Here is a 13,457-nt window from a genome sequence, read left to right as displayed (position 1 = left end):
CCCCACTTGCCTGTTCCCCTCCCATCGTCGGGTGGGTCGGAGTCGCACCCGCGGCGGAACCGGTATGCCGCGTGCATCCGGATACCGGGTATGCACCGGCTCGGGACCGTCGCGCTCTGTGGCCTGCTCGTCCTCGCGGGCTGCAGCGCGGTCCCCGGTGGCGGTCCCGACGACCCCGGCGGCCCGACGCCCACCCTGACCCCGGCGCCGGTTCCCGAGCCCACGGAGGCGCCGGAGGAGCTGGCCCCCGGGCTCACGACCGACGGCGTGACGGACCCGCTCGCGCTCGCGAACGCCCACGGCGAGGCCCTGGGTGCCCGGTACCGCTTCACCTCGAACTGGACCGTCCGGTACCCCAACGGCACGGTCTTCGCCCGGGCCGACCAGTCGGCCACGGTGACGCCGGACGCCTTCGTCGCCCGCGTGGCGGCCGTCGGCCGTCCGGGGTTCATCACCTCGGGCGCGGAGACGACCGCCGTCTTCTGGTCGAACCGGACGGCGCTCGCCACCCGGGTCGAGCGGGATGGCCGGGTCAGCTACCGCTACGCCGACGGGGTCGCGTACGCGGATGCCGCCGGGTTCTACACCTCGCTCCGGCGCCCCCGGCCCTGGCTCAACCACTACGCGCTGTTCTCGTCCGTGGAGACCCGGACCGTCGGCCGGGTCGACGGGGCCCCGACCCGGTACCGTGTCGTCGGCGAGACGCTGCGCGACCCGGCGACGTTCGGTGCGACCAGCGGGCTCCGTCGGGCGACGAACGTCTCCCTCGAGGCCATCGTCTCCGAGCGCGGCATCGTCCGGTCGCTGCACCTCTCGTACAGCGGCCGGCTCCCGGAGGGTGAACGGGTCCGCGTCACCCGGCGCATCATCTACCGGAGCGACGCGCCCGAGGTCACGCGGCCGGCCTGGTTCGACCGGGCGGTCAACGACAGCCGCGAGGCCCGGAACGCCGCCGCCCGTCGCATCGCGGCCCCGCGCACGGGCCTCCGCTGAGCCCTCGCCCCGCCCCGACCGCGGCCGGGCCGGGGTCGGGGACGCACGCCGTCTCAGAAGAACTTGAACAGGTCGTCGCGTTTGGCCTCGTGGAGGTGGTGGCGGACGGCCTGGTTCAGCGGCTCGATGTTCCCCCGCTTCGCGGAGATGGGCGCGATGACCTCCTCCTCCCACTGCTGCCACGGCGGGTAGAGGCCGAACCGGTCGGCGATGGCGTCGAGGCGCTCGTCGCGGTCATCGACCTTGTCCATCTTGTTGACCGCCAGCACCGCCGGGATGCCGACCTCCTGCAGGAACGAGAACAGCTCGACCGTGTGCGGGATCTCGTCCGGGCCGGAGTGGCGGTCGATGATGTCGACCGCGGCCTTCCCGTCGAGGACGACCACACCGACGAGGATCTGCTCGGCGTACTGCTCGACGTACCGGACGATGTCGGTCTTGATGGCCTCGCGGCGCCCCTCGTCGACGCCGGCCATGAACCCGAACCCGGGCAGGTCGGTGACGACGAAGTCCTCCGGGGCCCAGTCGTAGTGGTTCGGCTCGCGCGTGACGCCCGGCTTCCCGCCGGTGTCGAACTTGTGGCCCGTGATCTCCCGCATCAACGTCGACTTGCCCACGTTCGACCGCCCGAGGAGGGCCACCTCGGCGTCGCGGTCCGGGCGTGTCTCGAACATGTACGAGTGGAGTTGGTTGGTGGGGATAAGCCGTGCGGGTCGGGGATGGAGGGACAATCTCAGCGGCCGGAACGGCTGCGACAGCGACGGAATCGGCCACTATGCTCTCCTCTTCACGATGACAGCGACTCCGACAACAGAACGACCTACGAAGCCCTCGCGCGCTCAGGGTTCCGGGACTCGCTGCGCTCCTCGGGTTCCGGGACTGCGGCGGCTCCCTTCGGTCGCCGCCGTTCCGGGCATGCCCTGCGGTGCTTGCGTCGTCCGGGAACCGCTGAGCGCGCTCGCCCTTCGAGTCCGCCAGGAAATCAGATGTGTCACGGCGCGGTTCCCCTGCCCTTCCCCGAGTCGCGCGGCCTCGCTTGCGCTCGGCACGCGCTCCCGGCCGGAGAGCGGTTGCTCGGCCGGCCGGTTCCGGAAATCAGGAAGCGCGCTCGCGCCATCCCCGTGGAGGTCGTTCGAGAGAGCGAAGCTCTCTCGTGATCACGAAAATCTCCGATTTTCGGACGACCGCGACCGGAGGGAGCGTGCCGGAACACGCCCGGCGCGAGCGCGGGGAGGTGTGGGGACACTACGCAACCCACTGGAACCACCACGGCAGAACGCTCGGCTGGTCAAGCGTCTCCTGGCGGACTCGAAGGGCGAGCGCTCTCGATCCCTCCCGGCCGACGCAAGCACCGCAACGAGCGACCGCAGGGAGCGAGTGAGGAGCGCAGCGAGGCCCGGAGTGGTCGAGAGCGCGAGGGCTTCGTAAGTGGTTCCCCTGTGGTTGTTGCTGTCGTAGTGAGAGAGCGCGAGGAGTTCCGAGACTTCGCTGCTAATACCCCACAATAAAATAATAAAATTCAATATAGAATAATTATCCGAGACTTAATCAGATTATAATGCCCAAACCATATGAGATATTATTTTAGTGAGTTATCCTACAGCCGAGTCTCGACCGCGGAACACGCCCACCCAACACCCAACGTCCGGACGCGGACTTTAAACGGCAGAGCGACCCACCTCGTGGTAATGAGCGAATCGGACGAGCAACGAGACGACCGGGGCGAGCGGGGGTTCTGCCCGCGCTGTGGCGACCCCATCGAGCGGCCGCCCGGCGTGGACCTGCCCGGGAGTCCCAGCAGTCGGGACGCCGTCCTCTGTGACGCCTGCTACTTCGAGGACTTCGACCTCGTGGACGCCCCCGACCGCGTGGAGGTGCAGGTCTGCTCTGACTGCGGGGCGGTCCACCGCGGCAACCGCTGGGTCGACGTCGGGGCGCGCGACTACACCGACATCGCCATCGAGGAGGTGACGGGCGCGCTGGGCGTCCACATCGACGCCCAGGCCGTCGAGTGGGTCGTCGACCCCGAACAGGTCGACGAGAACACCATCCGGATGCACACGATGTTCACCGGCGTCATCCGTGGCACCCCCGTCGAGGAGGAGGCCACCGTGCCGGTCTACATCTCCCGGGGAACGTGCGACCGCTGCGGGCGCATCGCGGGCGACTACTGGGAGGCGCTCGTCCAGGTCCGCGCGACCGAACGCACGCCCACGGACGCGGAGTGCGACCGGGCGACCGAGATCGCCGAGGCCTACATCGCCGAGCGCGAGCAGAAGGGCGACCGGAACGCGTTCATCACCTCCGTCGACCGCACGGACAGCGGCGTGAACATGAAGATAAGCGCGAACCAGATGGGCGAGGCCATCGCCCACCGCATCGTCCGCGAGTTCGGCGGCGAGGTGAGCGCCGCGGAGACGCTCGCGACCGAGGACTCCGACGGGAACGAACTCTACCGCGTCACGTTCGTGGCACGCCTGCCGCCCTACACGCCGGGCGATATCATCGACCCGGACGACGACGCGGGACCGGTGCTCGTCACGAGCGCGCACGGGAACCTGAAGGGGGTCCGGCTGACGACGGGCGAGCGGTACGAGGCGAGCTACGAGGAGGGCATCGACCCGGACGCGCGCCGCCTCGGAACCCGCGAGGACGGCCAGCGCACCACCGTCGTCACCGTCGAGGACGAACACGCCGTGCAGGTGCTCGACCCCGAGACGTACGAGGCCCGCACCATCCCGCGGCCCGACTACATGGATCCGGACGCCGAGGAGGTGCCCGTGCTGCGCTCGCGGGCGGGCCTGCACGTGCTGCCGGCGGACGACGACGAGGCCGATGACCGAGACTGACGGCGCGGCCGACCCCAGCCGAGCACCCGGGCTCGCGGCGCTCGTTCCCAAACCCGCGGCCGAGCGCGCCGAGCGCGAGCTGTCGGCACTGGGCGTCTACGACGACAGCCGCGGCATCGCCTCCTACGACGACGAGCGGGTCGCGCTCCCCGTCGTCGGCGAGGCCCCGACCGACCGCGAGGGGACCGTCGAGGCGGTCGCCGCGGTCGAGGATGTCGTCGCGTACGACCTGCCCTCGCGGGACACGACGCTGGCCGACCGCCTGCGGGCACGCGGGTTCACGGAGGCCGAGATCGACGCCGCCCCCGCGTCGTGGGCCGTCGTCGGGACCGTCCTCCTGGCCGATTTCGACGGCTGCCCCCGGGCGGGCGAGGTGGGCGACGCGCTGCTCGAACTCCACGGCGAGGCCGACACCGTTCTCGACCGCGGCGGCATCGCCGGGCGCACCCGCGACCCCGACGTGACCGTCGTCGCGGGCGCGGGCGACACGGAGACGGTCCACACCGAGTACGGCACGAGGTACGCGCTCGACCTCGCGAAGACGATGTTCTCGCCGGGCAACAAGGCCGAGCGCGCGCGGATGGGCGACGTGACGGGGCCGGAGGAGCGCGTCTTCGACATGTTCGCCGGGGTGGGCTACTTCGCGCTCCCGATGGCCCGGGCAGGTGCCGAGGTCGTCGCCGCCGAACTCGACCCGACCACGTACCAGTACCTCGTCGAGAACGCCGTCCTCAACGACGTGACCGACCGCTTCCGCGCGGTGCGGGCGGACTGTGCGGACGTGGAACTCGCCCCGGTCGACCGCGTCGTGATGGGCCACTACGACGCCTACGAGCGGCTGTCCGCGGGCGTCGCCGCCGTGCGCGAGGGCGGGACCCTCCACCTGCACGAGGCCACACCCGAGGCCGAACTCCCGGACCGCCCGGTCGGGCGGCTGGAGCGGGCGGTCGCGGACGCCGACCGGGACTGCGAGGTGCTCGCGGTGCGCGAGGTCAAGAGCTACGCCGAGGGCGTCCAGCACGTCGTGGTGGACGCGCGGGTCGAGTGAGGGGGCGCCACGTCCCGGCCAGCCGGACGGAACGCCCCGGAATCCACCGTGCTGCGCCGGGGACGATGGATTGATTCCTGTTCGGGTCCTGGCCTCGCACACACGATGACCGACGACTCACCCGTCGCCAGACACCGGAAGGGAGAGCGCGAGTGGTGGCCGAACATGCTCGACCTGACGCCCCTCGACCAGAACGCCCGCGGCGCCGGGCCGGTGGACGAGGAGTTCGACTACGCCGAGGCGTTCGAGTCCCTCGACCTCGATGCGGTGAAGGCCGACATCGAGGAGGTCATGACGACCTCGCAGGACTGGTGGCCGGCCGACTACGGCCACTACGGCCCGCTGTTCATCCGGATGGCCTGGCACAGTGCCGGGACGTACCGCACCACCGACGGGCGCGGCGGCGCGGCCGGCGGCACCCAGCGGTTCGCGCCGCTCAACAGCTGGCCCGATAACGCCAACCTCGACAAGGCCCGCCGGCTGCTCGAGCCGGTCAAGCAGAAGTACGGCCGCAAGCTCTCGTGGGCCGACCTCATCGTCCTGGCGGGCAACGTCGCGCTGGAGTCGATGGGGTTCGACACCTTCGGCTTCGCCGGCGGTCGCGAGGACGAGTTCGAGCCCGACGCGGCCGTCGACTGGGGCCCCGAGGGCGAGATGGAGTCCTGGGACCGGTTCGACGAGGACGACCTCCTCGCGGAGCCGCTCGGCGCGACCGTCATGGGGCTCATCTACGTCAACCCCGAGGGCCCCGAGGGCGAGCCGGACCCCGAGTGGTCGGCCGAGCGCATCCGGCAGTCGTTCAGCCGGATGGCGATGAACGACAAGGAGACGGCCGCGCTCATCGCCGGCGGCCACACCTTCGGGAAGGTCCACGGCGCGGCCGACCCCGACGACCACGTCGGCCCCGAACCCGAGGCCGCCCCTATCGAGGACATGGGGCTGGGCTGGGAGAGCGACTACGGCTCCGGGAAGGGTGACGACACCATCACCAGCGGCATCGAGGGCCCCTGGAACAGCACGCCGACGGTGTGGGACACCTCCTATCTCGACAACCTCCTCAACAACGAGTGGGAGCCGGAGAAGGGCCCCGGTGGCGCGTGGCAGTGGACCCCCGTCGACGCGGACGCGGTCGAGGACGCGCCCGAGGCCCACGGCGACGGCGAGCAGACGCCGATGATGCTGACGACGGACGTCGCCCTGAAGAAGGACCCCGACTACCGCGAGATCATCGAGGAGTTCCAGAACGACCCCATGGAGTTCCTCGACGCCTTCGCGAAGGCGTGGTACAAGCTCATCCACCGCGACATGGGCCCGCCGGAGCGGTTCCTCGGCCCGGAGGTCCCGGACGAGACGATGCTCTGGCAGGACCCCGTCCCGGACGCCGACTACGGCCTCGTCGGCGACGAGTCGGTCGCCCAGCTGAAGGAGGAGCTGCTCGACTCGGACCTCTCGCGCCAGCAACTCGTGAAGACCGCGTGGGCCGCGGCGTCGACGTACCGCGACAGCGACAAGCGCGGCGGCGCGAACGGCGCCCGCATCCGGCTCGAACCCCAGCGCAGCTGGGATGTCAACGAGCCCGAGGCGCTCGAGACGGTGCTGGAGACCCTGGAGGGCATCCAGCAGGAGTTCAACGACTCGCGCTCGGACGGCACCCGCGTCTCGCTGGCCGACCTCATCGTGCTGGGCGGCAACGCGGCCATCGAACAGGCGGCCGCCGACGCCGGCCACGACATCGAGGTCCCGTTCGAGCCGGGGCGCACCGACGCCAGCCAGGAGCAGACCGATGTCGACTCGTTCGAGGCGCTCGAGCCCGATGTCGACGGCTTCCGCAACTACCTCCCGGACGACCTCGACCACGAGCAGCCCGAGGAGCTGCTGGTCGACAAGGCCGACCTGCTGGACCTGTCGGCGACGGAGATGACGGTCCTGGTCGGCGGGCTGCGGACGCTGGGCGCGACCTACGGTGACGACGACATCGGCGTCCTCACCGACGAGCCGGGGACGCTGACGACGGAGTTCTTCGAGACCCTGCTCGACATGTCCTACGAGTGGGAGCCGGCCGAGAACGGCGTCTACGAAGGCTACGACCGCGAGACCGGAGAGGTCGAGTGGGAGGCGACCCGCTTCGACCTCGCCTTCGGCTCGAACTCCCGGCTCCGCGCCATCGCGGAGGTCTACGCGGCCGACGACGGCGACGAGCAGTTCGTCGAGGACTTCGTCGACACCTGGCACAAGGTGATGACGCTGGACCGCTTCGACCTGGAGTAGACCGCTCGCGCTCGACGTCCCGGCACTCGCCTCCGTTTTCACCGTTTCCGCTCCCGCTACGACCTGAGCTACTGGTTTCGGCGTCTCCCGGCGTCCCTCTCGGGTCGGTTGGCCCCGGTGCGATAAATCACATATCGCGATATCGAATCCACTGGCAGCAGCCGACCCAGCCCACGGCAAGCGGCCGTCTCGTGGGGTCGAGCGTACCCGGAACAGCCGATGAAGGGGATTCCGGGATGGCTCGCGGAGCCCCGGGTGTGGCCGAACGCCTCCCGCAGCCGCGAGATCAGGGGGCCGGGGCGTCACGACGACCGGAACCCCCGGCGGTTAAGCCGCACCCCCACACACGTCCGCCAATGTCGCTGCTCGGAACGGTGGTCGGTGCGCTGTGGGCGATGCTCCCCGCGTACGTCCCCAACAACGCGGCCGTGCTGTTCGGGGGTGGCCGGCCGCTCGACGGTGGCCGCAACCTCGGCGAGCGCCGCATCCTCGGCGACGGGAAGACCTGGCGCGGGACCGTCGCCGGCATCACGACCGGGGTCGTGCTGGCCGGGGTGCTCAACGCCGTCCGCGAGCGGGCGAGCGAGGCCGCGGGCGTGGCGCTCCCGTCGTTCCCGGCGCCCGCGGCGGTCGCGCTCGCGGCGGGCGCGATGCTTGGGGACATCCTCGCCTCGTTCCTGAAGCGCCGGACGGGGCGGGACCGGGGCGCGGCGTTCCCTGGGCTCGACCAGCTCGACTTCGTCGTGGCCGCGCTCGCGCTGGCCGCCGTCGTCGTCCCGGACTGGACGAGGGAGACGTTCACGCCCGGACGCCTCCTCGTCGTGACGGTCGTCACGCCCGCGCTCCACCTGCTCACGAACGCGGGGGCCTACGTGCTCGGGCTGAAGGACGAGCCCTGGTAGCCGTCGGCCGCCGCCTGTTCACAGAACTCACGGATCGCCGCCGCCACCGCAGCCGGTCGTTCCTCGGGCACGAAGTGCCCCGTCCGCTCGTACACCGTCAGCATCCCGTCCAGCGCCGCGGCCGTCCGCTCGCCCACGTCGACCCCGAAGAACGGGTCGCTGTCGCCCCAGAGCACGAGCGTCGGCACCGCAACCTCGGGGAGGGACCGCTCGATGGGCCCGTAGTTCCCCTCGAGGTCCGCGAGGCTCCGCTGGAAGATCCGCCGGGTCGTCGTGATGCCCGATGGCGTGAGGTGGCGCTGGAACGCCGACCACGGCACCGTGTCGCGACGCTTCGTCGCCGCCCGGTGGAGGAGCCGGAGCCCGAGGCGGTTCCCGACCATCGCGGTGAACACGAGCCGACCGAGGACCGGGACACCGGCGACCCGGAGCGGCGGCGGGACGTACGTGTCCGTGAACAGGTTCGTGTCCGAGACGACGAGGCCGCGCATCTCGAGGTCGGGGAACAGCCGGAGCATCGTCAGCCCGACGGGGCCGCCGAAGTCGTGGGTGACCAGCGAGAACGAGTCGATGTCGAGCGTGTCGAGCAGGTCACGGACTGCCTGTGCCTGCCCTTCGAGATAGTAGTCGTCGGCAGGCTCTGACTGGCCGAACCCGCGGAGGTCGGGGACGACGACGTGGTACGCGTCCGCGAGCCGACCAGCCACGGGCGCCCAGGTGAGCGCCGAGCCGGGGATGCCGTGGAGGAAGACGAGCGTGGGGCCCTCGCCGCCCGTCAGGTAGCTGGTCCCGCCGGTGCGCTCGCGCCGAAGACCGTGGCTCACGCCTCCGCCTCCGCTTCCGCGAGCGCCGTCTCGTAGCTCGCCTCGACGTACGGGAGGAGGGCATCGAGCCCGTCGGCGTCGACAGGCACCTGCACCCACTTCGTCACGGTCCGCTCGCCGGCCTGGAACGAGCCGGTCTCGAACGCCTCGGCCAGCCGCTCGCGCTCCGCGTCGGGGAGTCGCGTGAGCGCCACACCGTCGGTGACGAGGACGGCGAACAGTGTCCCGTCGGCCAGATACGACGGGCAGCCGAACATCGTCCGGTTCGTCACGTCCGGCCAGTCAGCGACGGCGCGCTCGAACGCCTCCTGCAGCTCCCGGCCGGCGTCTGCATCGAAATATTCCATGAGATAGCTAGTGAACGATTCCAGGCCCGATAACCCTGCCGCCGGGCAGGCGTTCTGTCGGCCGTGATTGGGGAAGACGGGCGCTCTCTGTACGGAACGCGCACTCTCGACACCCCACCCCGGGCCCGACGGTACCGTTTTCCGTCCTCGCTCCGCGCCCCCGGGACATGCGCCGGACGTTCACCACCGCGCTGTTGCTCGTGCTCGCGGGCGGCTTCCTCGTGACCACCGCCGACGTTCGAGTGCTGGGCTTCGAGGCGACGGCGGTCGGCCTGCTGTTCCTGACCATCGGCCTCGGCGTCGGCATCGCGGGCGAGCTGGCCGACCTGGACGAAGAGGCCAAGGTCGCGGGCGCGGGGCTCGCCCTCACGGTCGTCGTCACCATCGCCGTACTCGCGCTCAGCGGGGGCCTGCTGCCGGCGCTCGGTGTCGGCCTCCTCCTGTCACTGGTCGTGGGCTACCTCCTGAGCCGGCAGCGCCCGCCGAGCACTGCGTGAGCCGTCAGTTCCCCTCGTCGAGGTCGCGGTAACACCGGAAGTCGAGTGCGACCTCGTCGACCGACTCGCCGTCGCCGTCGAGCGCGACGATGCGGATGCGGCCGTTCTGCGGGGCGTGGCCCAGCGACTGGGCGTACTCGATGACGTCGTCGGCCTCGTAGCGCTGGACGTCCCCGACCGATTCGTCGTTGTTCGGGTCGACGGGGATACGGTGGTGCGTCTCCTCGCCGCTCCGGACCTCGATGCGGTCGATCTCCCGGTTCGAGAGCACCTGCCGCCGGACCGGGATCGTGAGTTCGACCACCGGCGGCTCGGTCGTGCCGTACGTGCTGACCTGCGGGGTGAGCGAGAAGACGGCGTCACCGCCCGAGAGCCCCGCTGCACAGACCCAGCTCACGCCCCCTTCCTGTCGCCCGATGGCACACCCCGCCAGGAGCGAGAGACCGCCAGCCGCCCCCGCGCCGAGGAATCGTCGTCGTCGGACCATTGTCGGCGTCTCACGGGCGCACGGGAAAAGTAGCGGGGGACCGGTCAGCTAGAGGTATGCTGTCGGGCAGCGTATCACGGCCATGTTAGACGACCGCCTCTACCGCCGCATCGACCTGTTCCTGCTCCTCGTCGGGGGGTGGTTCGTCCTCTCGCTCGTGGTCGCGAGCCTCGCGCTGATGGCCGTCGACACCGCTCTCGGCCTCACCGCGCTCGTGACGGTCGTGCTCGTGGGCGTGGTCGGAACGCTGTCGTACCTCCGGACGACCGGTGCCGACCCCGACATCCGCTTCGAAGTTCGCTGATATTCTATTATTGTCTCCATAACCATACAAACCCGCCATTTATTCTATAATGTGAATCTCCACGAGTCATCTCTGTAGATATGTCTCTTTCCGAGCGGCCCGCTGAAGCGCCACGGCGAGGTTCGCTATCGCGATATGTGGTTTACCACCTGGGATACCTCGAACACCCTTTCTCCAACCCGACAGCGGTTTCACGCCCGCTCGCGGAGGCAGACGTATGCCAGAGACACGAACGGTCCGGCTGGCGACACGGGGCTCCGACCTGGCGCTACGCCAGGCCGCCGCGGTCGCCGAGCGACTGGAGGACCGTCACACGGAGGTCGAACTAATCGAGGTGGAGACGGAGGGCGACCGCATCAAGGACGAACTCATCCACCGGCTGGGCAAGACCGGCGCGTTCGTCCGCGCGCTCGACGAGCGCGTCCTCGACGGCGAGGTCGACGCCGCCGTCCACTCGATGAAGGACGTTCCCACCGACTTTCCGGACGACCTCGTCGTCGCGGGCGTCCCCGAGCGCGCCCCCGCGAACGACGTGCTCCTGACGCCGGGCGGCCGGGGGCTCGAGGAACTGCCGGAGGGCGCGACCGTCGGTACCTCCAGTCTCCGGCGGCAGGCCCAGCTGCTCGCCGCACGTCCGGACCTCGACGTCCAGCCGCTGCGGGGCAACGTCGACACGCGCGTCGAGAAGCTCCTCGCGACGGGCATCGGCCGCGAACACGACCGCCGGGTCGCCGCGGAAGAGGAGGAGGACCCGGACGAGACGTTCGACGAATCGACCGACGAGTGGTTCGAGTCGCTGTCGGTGCTCGAGCAGGACGCGCTGGCGCGGTACCCGGTCGAGACGGAGTACGACGCCATCGTCCTCGCGGAGGCCGGCCTCGAACGGATGGGCCTGCTGCACCACGTCCCGCACGAGCGGCTGGAGCCGAACGAGTTCGTCCCCGCGCCGGGGCAGGGTGCCATCGCCGTGACCGCGCTCGCCGACGACGCCGAGTCGTTCCGGGAGGCCATCGACCACCCGCGAACGCGGGTGGAGACCACGGTCGAGCGGACGGTCCTGAAGGAACTCGGCGGCGGCTGCGTGGCGCCACTGGGCGTCTACGCCACCGTCCGCGGCGAGTACGTCCACGTCGTCGCACGAGTGCTCGACCGCGCGGGCGAGGAGCCCATCCGTGAGACCCGGGACCTGCCCGCGAACGACCACGCCGACGCCGCCCGCCGGTTCGCGGCCGACATCGCGGACCGCGGCGGCGCGGAACTGGTCGAAGCAGCCCGCAAGACCGCCGAGGAGCACGAGGAGACGGAGGGCGCCCGATGAGCGGGGCGGACGAAGGTGAGGACCCGCCGGTCGGCACCGTCTACCTCGTCGGCAGCGGTCCCGGCGACCCCGAACTCATGACGGTGAAGGCGAAGCGCCTGCTCGAGGAGGCCGACGTCGTCCTCCACGACAAGCTCCCGGGCCCGGAGATCCTCGGCTCCATCCCCGAGGCGAAGCGCGAGGACGTGGGCAAGCGCGCGGGCGGCGAGCGCACCTCCCAGGAGTACACCAACGACCGGCTCGTCGAACTCGCCCGCGAGGGGAAGCGAGTCGTCCGGCTGAAGGGCGGCGACCCGTTCGTCTTCGGCCGTGGGGGCGAGGAGGCCGAACACCTCGCCAGCGAGGGCATCCCGTTCGAGTACGTCCCCGGTATCACCAGCGCCATCGCTGGCCCTGGCGTCGCGGGCATCCCCGTCACGCACCGCGACCACACCTCCTCGGTGTCGTTCGTCACGGGCCACGAGGACCCCACCAAGGAGGAGTCGATGGTCGACTGGGAGGCGCTCGCGGCCACAGGTGGCACCATCGTCGTCCTGATGGGGGTCGGCAAGCTCCCGGCCTACACCGACGCCCTCCGGGAAGCCGGGATGGCCGGCGACACGCCCGTCGCGCTGGTCGAGCGCGCCACCTGGCCGGACCAGCGCGTCGCCACGGGCACCCTGGACACCATCGTCGACGTGCGCGACCGCGAGGGCATCGAGCCGCCCGCCATCACCGTCATCGGCGGGGTCGCGGGCACGCGAGAGCGCGTTCGGGAGTTCCTCGCCAACGAACTCGGAGAGTACGGGGACGAGACATGATCAGGGGCCACGCATCCGATAAACCGGTGGGCGCGATACAGAATCCGGACGGGGCGGCCACCCCCGGCCCGGAGGTGACCCGATGAAGATCGCCGTCTTCCGGCCGGACGACGGCCGTGCGGCCGCTGCAGCCGAGACGATCCGCGACCTCGGGGCCGAACCCGTCCTCGACCCGATGCTCGCCATCGAGCCGACCGGGGACGCGCCCCGCGAGGACGCCGAGTTCGCCGTCTTCACCAGCACCTCCGGCGTCGAGCTGCTGGCGGATGCGGGCTGGACGGCGGGCGAGACGATGGTCTGTGCCATCGGTTCCTCGACGGCCGACGCGCTGCGCGAGGCCGGCTACACGGTCGACGTGGTGCCCGAGCAGTACTCCTCGGCGGGGCTGGTCGACGCGCTCGCCGACCGGGTCGGCGGGGCCCGTGTCGAGGTCGCGCGCTCGGACCACGGGAGCGACGTGCTACTCGACGGGTTGGAGGACGCGGGGGCGTACGTCCACGAGACGGTCCTCTACCGGCTCGTCCGGCCCGAGGGTGCGGGCTCGTCGGCCGACCTCGCCGCCCGCGGCCAGCTCGCGGGCGCCTGCTTCACCGCCTCGATGACCGTCGAGAACTTCCTCGCGGCCGCCGACGACCGGGGTATCCGGGCACCCGCCATCGCCGGGCTGAACGACGCCGTCGTCGGCTGCATCGGCGAGCCCACGCGCGAGCGCGCGGAGCGCGCGGGTATCGAGGTGGACGTGGTACCCGACGTGGCCGAGTTCGAGGCGCTGGCCGCGGCGGTCGTCGAGCGCGCCGAGCGCTGAGCGCCACTACGCCGA

14 protein-coding genes are annotated in these 13,457 nt (G+C 70.8%); 10 read left to right on the top strand and 4 right to left on the bottom strand.

What is annotated here, in order from left to right:
- Window positions 1–90: 90 nt before the first annotated feature.
- On the top strand, window positions 91–993 hold the full coding sequence (locus P2T62_RS02705; RefSeq protein ID WP_276259953.1) for a hypothetical protein: 903 nt from the start codon (window positions 91–93) through the stop codon (window positions 991–993).
- 53 nt (window positions 994–1,046) lie between these two features.
- Here P2T62_RS02705 and engB read toward each other — a convergent pair whose 3' ends face one another.
- Window positions 1,047–1,667, bottom strand: a complete 621-nt coding sequence (gene engB, locus P2T62_RS02700; RefSeq protein ID WP_276259952.1) for a GTP-binding protein EngB — start codon at window positions 1,665–1,667, stop codon at window positions 1,047–1,049.
- A gap of 1,014 nt (window positions 1,668–2,681) precedes the next feature.
- Between engB and P2T62_RS02695 the strand changes: the two genes are divergently transcribed.
- The 4 genes from P2T62_RS02695 (at window position 2,682) to P2T62_RS02680 (ending at window position 8,060) form a co-directional block, all read left to right on the top strand.
- Window positions 2,682–3,842, top strand: a complete 1,161-nt coding sequence (locus P2T62_RS02695) for a 60S ribosomal export protein NMD3 (protein ID WP_276259951.1) — start codon at window positions 2,682–2,684, stop codon at window positions 3,840–3,842.
- Window positions 3,829–4,890, top strand: coding sequence for a class I SAM-dependent methyltransferase (locus P2T62_RS02690; protein WP_276259950.1), 1,062 nt, complete (start codon window positions 3,829–3,831; stop codon window positions 4,888–4,890). The genes P2T62_RS02695 and P2T62_RS02690 overlap by 14 nt, the downstream gene beginning before the upstream one ends.
- A gap of 105 nt (window positions 4,891–4,995) precedes the next feature.
- On the top strand, window positions 4,996–7,158 hold the full coding sequence (gene katG / locus P2T62_RS02685; protein ID WP_276259949.1) for a catalase/peroxidase HPI: 2,163 nt from the start codon (window positions 4,996–4,998) through the stop codon (window positions 7,156–7,158).
- A 356-nt stretch (window positions 7,159–7,514) separates the two neighbouring features.
- Complete coding sequence (locus tag P2T62_RS02680; protein ID WP_276259948.1) at window positions 7,515–8,060, top strand: CDP-2,3-bis-(O-geranylgeranyl)-sn-glycerol synthase; 546 nt, start codon at window positions 7,515–7,517, stop codon at window positions 8,058–8,060.
- On the opposite strand, the gene P2T62_RS02675 is transcribed toward P2T62_RS02680, so the two are convergent.
- Together P2T62_RS02675 and P2T62_RS02670 are read right to left on the bottom strand one after the other, a co-directional pair.
- Window positions 8,027–8,884, bottom strand: coding sequence for an alpha/beta fold hydrolase (locus tag P2T62_RS02675; RefSeq protein ID WP_276259947.1), 858 nt, complete (start codon window positions 8,882–8,884; stop codon window positions 8,027–8,029). The two genes, P2T62_RS02680 and P2T62_RS02675, sit on opposite strands and share 34 nt — an antisense overlap.
- The gene (locus P2T62_RS02670) at window positions 8,881–9,231 is read right to left on the bottom strand and encodes a TfoX/Sxy family protein (RefSeq protein ID WP_276259946.1); all 351 of its coding nucleotides are present in this window, start codon (window positions 9,229–9,231) and stop codon (window positions 8,881–8,883) included. The genes P2T62_RS02675 and P2T62_RS02670 overlap by 4 nt, the downstream gene beginning before the upstream one ends.
- 167 nt (window positions 9,232–9,398) lie before the next feature.
- On the opposite strand from P2T62_RS02670, the gene P2T62_RS02665 reads away from it, so the two are divergent.
- Entirely contained in the window at window positions 9,399–9,728 is a 330-nt protein-coding gene (locus tag P2T62_RS02665; protein WP_276259945.1) for a hypothetical protein, read from the top strand.
- 4 nt (window positions 9,729–9,732) lie between these two features.
- Here the strand turns inward: P2T62_RS02665 and P2T62_RS02660 are convergent, their stop codons facing one another.
- Window positions 9,733–10,215: a hypothetical protein gene (locus P2T62_RS02660; protein ID WP_276259944.1), complete on the bottom strand. Its 483-nt coding sequence runs from the start codon at window positions 10,213–10,215 to the stop codon at window positions 9,733–9,735.
- Window positions 10,216–10,297: 82 nt separating this feature from the next.
- On the opposite strand from P2T62_RS02660, the gene P2T62_RS02655 reads away from it, so the two are divergent.
- From P2T62_RS02655 to P2T62_RS02640, 4 genes are all read left to right on the top strand, one after another.
- Window positions 10,298–10,519 carry a hypothetical protein gene (locus tag P2T62_RS02655; RefSeq protein WP_276259943.1) on the top strand — a complete coding sequence of 74 codons (222 nt, stop codon included), beginning with the start codon at window positions 10,298–10,300 and terminating at the stop codon, window positions 10,517–10,519.
- Between the two features lie 241 nt (window positions 10,520–10,760).
- A complete protein-coding gene (hemC, locus tag P2T62_RS02650) occupies window positions 10,761–11,837 on the top strand; it encodes a hydroxymethylbilane synthase (protein ID WP_420028474.1) in 1,077 nt (358 codons plus the stop codon).
- The gene (gene cobA / locus P2T62_RS02645; RefSeq protein WP_276259941.1) at window positions 11,834–12,637 is read left to right on the top strand and encodes a uroporphyrinogen-III C-methyltransferase; all 804 of its coding nucleotides are present in this window, start codon (window positions 11,834–11,836) and stop codon (window positions 12,635–12,637) included. The genes hemC and cobA overlap by 4 nt, the downstream gene beginning before the upstream one ends.
- Before the next feature lie 82 nt (window positions 12,638–12,719).
- Entirely contained in the window at window positions 12,720–13,442 is a 723-nt protein-coding gene (locus P2T62_RS02640; RefSeq protein ID WP_276259940.1) for a uroporphyrinogen-III synthase, read from the top strand.
- Window positions 13,443–13,457 lie beyond the last annotated feature (15 nt).

Origin of the sequence: Haloglomus litoreum, assembly GCF_029338515.1 — an archaeon.
In the GTDB taxonomy this organism is placed as follows: Archaea; Halobacteriota; Halobacteria; order Halobacteriales; family Haloarculaceae; genus Haloglomus; species Haloglomus litoreum.
Note: the sequence above shows the minus strand (reverse complement) of the source record. Positions and strands in the feature narration are given on the sequence as shown.

Coding starts and splice junctions, on each gene's coding strand:
- P2T62_RS02665 (WP_276259945.1), top strand. CDS start 9,399: ATGCGCCGGACGTTCACCACCGCGCTGTTGCTCGTGCTCGCGGGCGGC.
- P2T62_RS02705 (WP_276259953.1), top strand. CDS start 91: ATGCACCGGCTCGGGACCGTCGCGCTCTGTGGCCTGCTCGTCCTCGCG.
- P2T62_RS02640 (WP_276259940.1), top strand. CDS start 12,720: ATGAAGATCGCCGTCTTCCGGCCGGACGACGGCCGTGCGGCCGCTGCA.
- P2T62_RS02680 (WP_276259948.1), top strand. CDS start 7,515: ATGTCGCTGCTCGGAACGGTGGTCGGTGCGCTGTGGGCGATGCTCCCC.
- P2T62_RS02670 (WP_276259946.1), bottom strand. CDS start 9,231: ATGGAATATTTCGATGCAGACGCCGGCCGGGAGCTGCAGGAGGCGTTC.
- P2T62_RS02690 (WP_276259950.1), top strand. CDS start 3,829: ATGACCGAGACTGACGGCGCGGCCGACCCCAGCCGAGCACCCGGGCTC.
- cobA (WP_276259941.1), top strand. CDS start 11,834: ATGAGCGGGGCGGACGAAGGTGAGGACCCGCCGGTCGGCACCGTCTAC.
- P2T62_RS02655 (WP_276259943.1), top strand. CDS start 10,298: ATGTTAGACGACCGCCTCTACCGCCGCATCGACCTGTTCCTGCTCCTC.
- engB (WP_276259952.1), bottom strand. CDS start 1,667: ATGTTCGAGACACGCCCGGACCGCGACGCCGAGGTGGCCCTCCTCGGG.
- P2T62_RS02695 (WP_276259951.1), top strand. CDS start 2,682: ATGAGCGAATCGGACGAGCAACGAGACGACCGGGGCGAGCGGGGGTTC.
- katG (WP_276259949.1), top strand. CDS start 4,996: ATGACCGACGACTCACCCGTCGCCAGACACCGGAAGGGAGAGCGCGAG.
- P2T62_RS02660 (WP_276259944.1), bottom strand. CDS start 10,215: ATGGTCCGACGACGACGATTCCTCGGCGCGGGGGCGGCTGGCGGTCTC.